Annotated in this window: 5 protein-coding genes and 2 rRNA genes; all 7 read right to left on the reverse strand. The window is 69.0% G+C overall.

Annotated features, from left to right (window positions below):
* A partial coding sequence (glnE, locus tag QWY80_RS11055; protein WP_290231371.1) for a bifunctional [glutamate--ammonia ligase]-adenylyl-L-tyrosine phosphorylase/[glutamate--ammonia-ligase] adenylyltransferase occupies positions 1–2,957 on the reverse strand: 2,957 nt, incomplete at its 3' end.
* 60 nt (positions 2,958–3,017) lie between these two features.
* Entirely contained in the window at positions 3,018–3,389 is a 372-nt protein-coding gene (locus QWY80_RS11060) for a diacylglycerol kinase (protein WP_290231374.1), read from the reverse strand.
* A gap of 25 nt (positions 3,390–3,414) precedes the next feature.
* Positions 3,415–4,851 (reverse strand): D-alanyl-D-alanine carboxypeptidase/D-alanyl-D-alanine endopeptidase, encoded by a 1,437-nt coding sequence (gene dacB / locus QWY80_RS11065; RefSeq protein ID WP_290231376.1) that lies wholly within the window; start codon positions 4,849–4,851, stop codon positions 3,415–3,417.
* A gap of 31 nt (positions 4,852–4,882) precedes the next feature.
* A complete protein-coding gene (locus tag QWY80_RS11070) occupies positions 4,883–5,212 on the reverse strand; it encodes an SMR family transporter (protein ID WP_290231378.1) in 330 nt (109 codons plus the stop codon).
* Between the two features lie 11 nt (positions 5,213–5,223).
* Positions 5,224–5,913: a tRNA (guanine(46)-N(7))-methyltransferase TrmB gene (gene trmB / locus QWY80_RS11075; RefSeq protein ID WP_290231380.1), complete on the reverse strand. Its 690-nt coding sequence runs from the start codon at positions 5,911–5,913 to the stop codon at positions 5,224–5,226.
* 122 nt (positions 5,914–6,035) lie between these two features.
* Positions 6,036–6,151, reverse strand: a 5S ribosomal RNA gene (gene rrf, locus QWY80_RS11080).
* An 84-nt stretch (positions 6,152–6,235) separates the two neighbouring features.
* A 23S ribosomal RNA gene (locus tag QWY80_RS11085) occupies positions 6,236–6,448 on the reverse strand; the annotation flags it as partial.

Raw genomic sequence — 6,448 nt, forward strand, 5'->3', positions numbered from 1 at the left:
CGCTCCCAGGCGGCGATGACCACCCGGCGGTGATCTTGGAAGGCCTCGTCATGGCCGCGGGCGGGCTCGCGGGTGAGGGAGGCGCGGTGCGCGGCGCTGCGCAGGGCCAGGTAGGCCTCGCGCAGTCGCTGGCACTCCTCGGCGGGCAGGCGCCCGGTAGCCTCCAGGGTCTCGAGGATGCGCATGTTGTCGCTCCACTCGAGCAGTTCGGGGGTCTCGTGGCCCATGGCCAGCACGGCATACTGGCAGAGGAACTCCAGATCGACCATGCCGCCGGGGTCGTGCTTGAGGTCGAACTCCCCTTCCCCGCTCTTGCCACCCAGATGCTGGCGCATCTTGTCGCGCATCTTCACCACCTCGGCGCGCAGCTCGGCGGTGTCGCGCCGATGGCCGAGGATCTCGCGGCGGATCGCGGCGAAGCCTTCGGCCAGGTCGGGGTGACCGGCCACCACCCGGGCGCGCACCAGGGCCTGGTGCTCCCAGGTCCAGGCCTCGCGGCGCTGGTAGTCGGCGAAGGCGGATAGCGAGCTGACCAGCAGCCCCGAGTTGCCCGAGGGCCGCAGGCGCATGTCCACCTCGTAGAGGCTGCCCGCGGGCGTGACCGCGGTGAGCAGGTGGATGATGCGCTGGCCCAGGCGAGTGAAGAAAACGGCATTGTCCAGGGAGCGTTCGCCGTCGGTGCTGCCCTGGGTGGCGGCGTCGTGGACGAACACCAGGTCCAGGTCGGAGCCGTAGCCGAGCTCGATGCCGCCGAGCTTGCCGTAGCCGACGATCAGGAAGGCCGGCTCGGCCCCGGCGCGACCGCCGTCGGCCAGTTCCGGATAGCCATGCTTGCGGGTCAGGTGCTTCCAGGCCATGGCCAGCACCGCCTCGAGGATCACCTCGGCGATGTAGGTCAGGTAGTCGCTGACCTTCATCAGGTGGCGGGTGCCGACGATGTCGGAGGCCGCCACGTGCAGGACCTGGGCATGCTTGAAGACCCGCAGCGCCTCGAGCTGGGCTTCTTCGTCCTCCTCCGGCAGGCGCGCCAGGGTCTGGCGCAGTTCGTCGGCGAGCCGCGCCTTGTCGGCGGGGGTGTAGAGGGTGTCGGGAGTGAGCAGCTCATCGAGCAGGATCGGGTAGCGGGCGATCTGCTCGGCGATCCAGGGGCTCGCCGAGCAGAGCGCCATCAGATGCCCCAGGGCATCGGGATTCTCGCGCAGCAGTGCCAAGTAGGCGGTACGCCGCAGCACCGCCTCGATCAGCGGCAGCACCCGCTCCAGGGCGGTGTCCGGGGCCTCGCTGCCGGCCACGGCATCCAGCAGCAGCGGCATCAGGGCGTCCAGCCGCTCGTAGCCGATGCGCTGCATCGTCTGCACCTGGCGCGACTGGCGCAGGGAGGCGAGACGCCTGGCGGCCACGGCGGCGTCGGCGAAGCCCGCCCCGTCGAGCAGGGAGCCGGCCTCGCCGTCGTCGAGTTCGCCCCGCCACAGCGCCCGCCATTGCTCGAGGGCGACGCCAGCGTCGTCCCGGGTCGCCGCCTCGTCCATCTCCTCCTCGGGGTCGGCGATCACCGCATCGAAGTGCCGCCGCACCCGCTCGCGGACCTCCTCGAGCCGTGCCATCAGCGCCGGCCAGTCGGCCAGGCCCATGGCCAGCGCGACCCGCTCCCGATCGAGGTCGTCGTCGGGCAGGCTCTGGGTCTGGCGATCCTCCAGGGCCTGCAGCACGTGCTCCAGGTCGCGCAGGAAGACGTAGTCGGGGAGCAGCTCGTCGACCACCTCGGGAGGCAGCAGGCCCAACTCGGGCAGGCGCTGCAGGGCGGTCTTCAGGGAGGTGACCTGCAGCTCGGTATCTCGGCCGCCGCGGATCAGCTGGAAGGCCTGCACCACGAATTCCACCTCGCGGATCCCCCCGGGCCCGAGCTTGATGTTGCCCTCCATGCCCTTGCGGCGCACCTCGCGGTTGATCATGCCCTTGAGCTCGCGCAGCGACTCGATGGCGCCGAAGTCGAGGTACTTGCGGTAGACGAAGGGGCGCAGCGCGGCCAGCAATTCGTCGCCGGCGTCCAGGTCGCCGGCCACGGGGCGCGCCTTGAGCATGGCATAGCGCTCCCACTCGCGGCCCTGGTCCTGGTAGTAGCTGGCCAGCGACGAGAAGTTGCCCACCAGGGGACCGCCGTCGCCCAGCGGGCGCAGGCGCATGTCGACCCGGAAGGCGAAGCCATCGGCGGTCACCGCGTCCAGGGCGGTGATCAGCCGCTGCCCCAGCTTGGTGAAGTACTCCTGGTGCTCCAGCGACTTGCGACCGCCCTCGGTCGCGCCCTTCTCGGGGAAGGCGAAGATCAGGTCGATGTCCGAGGAGAGGTTGAGCTCGCCGGCCCCCAGCTTGCCCATGCCCAGCACCACCAGGCGCTGCTCGCTGCCGTCGTGGCGTGGGGCGGGACGCCCCCAGCGTGGCTCGAGATGGTGCTCCAACCAGACCAGGGCGCCTTCCAGGCAGGTCTCGGCCAGCTGCGACACGGCCACCGACGTGGCCCACATGTCGATGCCGGCCGGGCGAGTCAGGTCACGCCACACGATGCCCAGCATGCGTGAGCGCCGGAAGCGGCGGATGGCGGCGTGCATGGCCGCCTCGTCATCGGCCTCCTCCAGCCGCTCGTCGAGCCAGGCCCGCAGTGCCTCGGGTTCCGGCACGGCATCCAGCTCGCCGCTGGCGTCCAGGTGCAGCAGCCACTCGGGATAACGCACCAGCGTCTCGGCGGCGAAGTCCGACACCGCCAGCACCCGGGCCAGTTCCACCCGTCGCGCCTCGGACAGCTCCAGCCAGTCCTCCAGCGGCGACTCGCGCCCGGTCATGTCGGCCAGGTTATCGGCCTGCTCCAGGGACTGGGCCAGGCGCTCGCGACGCTGGGTCAGCGGCGCCCGCAGCGGTTCGGGGATATCGGTCGTCGGCAGGAAGTCGTCGGGCAGCGGCATGGGCGCCTCGCATCGGCTGGACAGGTGCCCCCAGCATAGCGAAGGCCGCGCCTCGGGGCATTACCCCAGGAACTTCTGGCCGGCCAGCAGTGCCCAGGTCAGGCCGGCCAGGAACAGCGACAGCATGACGGCGGCGGAGCCGAGGTCCTTGGCACGCCCGGAGAGTTCGTGGCGCTCGGGACCGATGCGGTCCACTACGCTCTCGACGGCGCTGTTGAGCAGTTCCACGATCAGCATCAGCAGGCAACTCCCCACCAGCAGGATCCACTCCACCGGCCCCTGACCGATCCACCAGGCCAGGGGAAGCAACACCACGCAGAGACCCAGTTCCTGCCGGAAGGCCGACTCGTTGCGCCAGGCCGCATGCAGCCCCTTGAGGGAGAAGTGGGTGGCGTGCATCACACGGCGCCAGCCGGTATATCCAGGTTTCATGTCGCGTCCTTGTCTGCAGCCCGTGTCAATGCGCCTCGATCATCCGCTCGAGATCCTTCGACAGGGGGTCGAGCACCTCGGACCAGCTCAGGTAAGGCGTGCTGCCGGTCCCGTTGACCAGGACGCTGAACACGCCCCAGCGGCCGCTCTGGGTGCGGAAATAGCCGCCCACCGCGCGCACCGCCACCGGCTGGTTGAGGGTGCCGGTCTTGAGCATGACATGGTGCTGGAAGGTAGGCGAGCCGCGACGGATGAAGCGCATCACCCCGTTGCTCGGCGACTGCAGTGCCGCCACGAAGCTGGGGAACAGCGAGGGGCGGTGGAACATGCTCTCCAGCAGCACGTTGATGCCATGCGCCGAGGTGCGGTTCTCCGGCGTCAGGCCGCTGCCGCTGAGCAGGGTGACCGGGCCATGGCCGGGGATCCCCTCCACGAAGGCCTCGATGGCCGCACCTCCCAAACGCAGGTCGGCGCGTGGCGTATCCACCAGGTCGAGGGCCAGGGTATCGGCCATGAAGTTGTTGGAGTAGTTCATCACCCGCAGCAGCAGTTCCTGCAGCGGCTCGCCGTCCACGGCGGCCAGCCGCCGGGCCGTGGCCGGCGGCTCGGCCTCGGTGATCTCGACGCCGCCATGCACCACGATGCCCGCCTGATCGAGCATCGCCAGCAGGGTTCGCGCCATCTGCTCGGCCGGGTCCGAACTGGCACGGTAGACGTCCCTCGGCAGGGCGTTGGTGGAGATCTGTCCGCTCAGCACCATGACGTCGCGCCCCTCGCGGGTGACCCGCTCGGCGACGAGCTCGGTGCCGCTATCGTCGGGACGGGTGGTCACGTCGTTGTCGATCGTCGGGATCGCCGCCTGGCTGTCGCAGCCGGTGACCCGGGCCGCGTCTCCCGCCGTGGTCGCCGGGGCCACGCGGACACACCAGCTGCCGAAGTTGACGCCGGCCGAGGAGAGCAGCGCGCTGTAGGCATTGCCGGTACGCTCCCGGGCCTGACAACGGTCGGTAGTGATGCACTCCACCGGCCCGAAGCGCCACTGGCTGACCAGCAGTCTTCCCGTCACCTCGCGCACCCCGGCCTGATGGAGGCGCTGCACCAGGCGCCAGAGGTCCTCGGTGGTGAGCGCCGGGTCGCCTCCGCCTTCGAGGATCAGGTCGCCATCCAGGACGCCATCGGCGTCGGGCCCCCCTTCGCCCACTAGCTGGGTGGTGAAACGATGCTGCGGCCCCCAGCGGTCCAGCGCCGCGGCGGTCAGGTAGAGTTTGCTCACCGAGGCCGGCGAGAGCTGTCGCTCCGGCTCGATGGCGCCGAGGACCTGGCCATCGTCCAGCAGCTTCGCCTCGGCGCCGATCAGGAAGCCCTTGTCGGCCAGGCGCGCCAGGCGCTCGAAGCCCGCCTGGGCCACCGCGGGCAGTGACAGCAGGAGAAGGCAAAGGGGAATCAACAGGCGCAGTCTCATGGAGGCGTCCAGGTATCAGTCGGTTGTCGGGTCAGTGGGACGAGACGGAGGAAAACAGCTGGATGACCACCACGCCCCCGATGATCATGGCCATGCCCAGCATGGCCGGCAGGTCGGGTCGCTGCCCATAGACCACCACCCCCGCCACGGCGACCAGCACGATGCCCAGGCCCGCCCAGATGGCATAGGCGATGCCCACCGGAATGGTGCGCAGCACCAGGGCGAGCAGGTAGAAGGCCAGACCATAGCCCACCACCACGGTCACGCTCGGCCACAGCCGGGTAAAACCATCCGACGCCTTGAGGGCGGTGGTGCCGATCACCTCGGCGACGATGGCCAAAGCCAGGTAGACGAAAGGCATCGGAACTCTCCTCAGCTCTCGGGAAACAGGTCGGGATCGTGGGGTAGCGTCACCACCAGGCGCCATAGCGGTTGACCGCTGGCATGGTACTTCTGCTCGAAGGGGGTCAAGCAGTCGCCACCCGGCGCATGGGGCTCCACCGTCACCGGCCTGGCGGTGGCCTGGGTCACCGCCAGGGCGAACTCCTCCGCGTAGAGCCGCCAGTTCGAGCGCAGCTCCAGCCGCCCTCCCAGGGCCAGGATGGCCGGAAACACCGCATGTCCCTGCCAGCGCATCTTGAGATGCGCCGACTTCGGGTAGGGGTTTGGATAGAGCAGGTAATGGCGCACCGGCCGCCAGTCGGCCGCCAGGGCCAGCCGCCAGAAATCCACCAGGTCGGCACGTACCAGCAGGGCGTTGTCGGGTAGCGGGCCGTGGTCGCGGGTCAGGCGCACCTCGCTGCGGTCGATGCCGATCACCGCATGGTCCGGGAAGCGTGCCGCCAGGCGGCGCGTCGACAAGCCAACGCCACAACCAGCGTCCAGGATCAGCGGCCGGTTCTCTCGGGCCAGCCGCCAACGCTCCGCCATCTCGAAGGCCTCGCGCGTATGCGTCGCCACCGGCTTGCGCAGGGGGTGGCTCAGCGCCCGTTGCACGCGCGCCGCCAGGTTCTTGTGCGGTCCCGGCTGGTTGGTGACGATGGTACGAGAGCTGGCTTGCATGATGGATACCGCGCTTCGAAACGAACCAGGATTCTACCAGCCCAGCGTGGCCGCCGCATGACGACCCCATAACGCGAAAAGCCCCGAGTTCTTTCGAACGCGGGGCTTTTTGCTAATTAGGTGCCTGACGATGACCTACTCTCGCATGGAGAAACTCCACACTACCATCGGCGCTGAGCGGTTTCACTGCTGAGTTCGGCATGGGATCAGGTGGGGCACGCTCGCTATGGTCGTCAGGCGAAAAACGCCAATATGAATCATGCCGACCGAGCCGTCTCGCGTACCCGGTGTCGTCTGCCTCGCACAGACCGCTTGGGGTTATATGGTCAAGCCTCACGGGCCATTAGTACCGGTTAGCTCAACGCCTTGCAGCGCGTCCACACCCGGCCTATCCACCAGCTGGTCTCGCTGGGCCCTTCAGGAGGCTCGAGGCCTCGGGGAGATCTCATCTTGAAGGGGGCTTCCCGCTTAGATGCCTTCAGCGGTTATCCCGTCCGCACATAGCTACCCGGCAGTGCCACTGGCGTGACAACCG

Source organism: Halomonas ramblicola (assembly GCF_030409215.1).
In the GTDB taxonomy this organism is placed as follows: domain Bacteria; phylum Pseudomonadota; class Gammaproteobacteria; order Pseudomonadales; family Halomonadaceae; genus Halomonas; species Halomonas ramblicola.